This window comes from Enterococcus sp. H57 (assembly GCF_003112495.1).
In the GTDB taxonomy this organism is placed as follows: Bacteria; Bacillota; Bacilli; order Lactobacillales; family Enterococcaceae; genus Enterococcus_B; species Enterococcus_B faecium.
Genome location: NZ_BEHC01000078.1, coordinates 1 through 939 on the forward strand (window position 1 = coordinate 1; position 939 = coordinate 939).

Consider the following 939-nt stretch of genomic DNA (forward strand, 5'->3'; position numbering starts at 1 on the left):
CGTGTTCTCTTAGACATAAAAATTCCTCCTGGTATGTTTTCTTCTAGTCTACACACCTTAATTTTTCTGTCTAGTTAATTGTAGCCTATCCATTACTATTCTAATAAGAACTACTTTAAAATCCCTGCTGCAAAAACTAGAATGAAGAAAGACGTATATTTTTTGTTTGATATCGTGACTGACGTGCCAGACGCTCGAAGCGATCATCGGCGTTATGATTACATTAAATATACTTTTGTTGATCCAGAAAGGTATAAAGATTAAAGTAGGCTACCTAAAAAGGTAGCCCGGAACGGATTTTATCACCATACTTATGAAAGGAGATATTTTTTAAGTTAGTATTAAGATTGTGTAATATGATGATATCTATATTTTATAGTATCAGTGCTATAAAATCAAAAATAAGTCACTAATTACTATCACTCCAATTATAAGTCTTTTTCCCATTATTTTTTACAGTTATATGGTATGCTTTTAATGGCTTCAAATATAAAAGAGTTTAAAGCGTAACACACTTATGGGGGAGTGGTTTTTGGGGAACGCTTTAAACTCTTCTTTATTATTATCTCACAATATAACCCAAATGTCTTTCCATTTAAAAATCAAAGTAAAACTTTTCAAATATACAGAAGTATAACTATGTGAAACATCCTTTCATTAATCCATAAAAGGATACATAAAAAAGCCACTCATTTGAGTGGCAATGAAGAAAAGCTTTAGCTTGTATAATACTCTTCAAAAAATTCTAACACAGAACGATTCAAATGGCTACATTAATGTACCCTGTAGGACTCGAGCCTACGACCGGACGGTTATGAGCCGTCTGCTCTGACCAACTGAGCTAAGTACGGAAAGCCATAAACAATCAACCAGTAGAATGTGTGGCAACAAACCTGTTATCGCATATCTTGGAGTGTGACTATTTATGAGTGATAGTGA

The 939-nt window shown here is 33.2% G+C and carries 1 protein-coding gene and 1 tRNA gene; one reads left to right on the forward strand and one right to left on the reverse strand.

Going from position 1 to position 939, the window contains the following annotated elements:
- Positions 1 to 87: 87 nt before the first annotated feature.
- On the forward strand, positions 88 to 264 hold the full coding sequence (locus DIZ30_RS13825; RefSeq protein WP_234414818.1) for a DUF5960 family protein: 177 nt from the start codon (positions 88 to 90) through the stop codon (positions 262 to 264).
- A 513-nt stretch (positions 265 to 777) separates the two neighbouring features.
- Here DIZ30_RS13825 and DIZ30_RS12625 read toward each other — a convergent pair.
- Positions 778 to 849 (reverse strand) — tRNA-Ile (locus DIZ30_RS12625).
- Between the last annotated feature and the right edge of the window lie 90 nt (positions 850 to 939).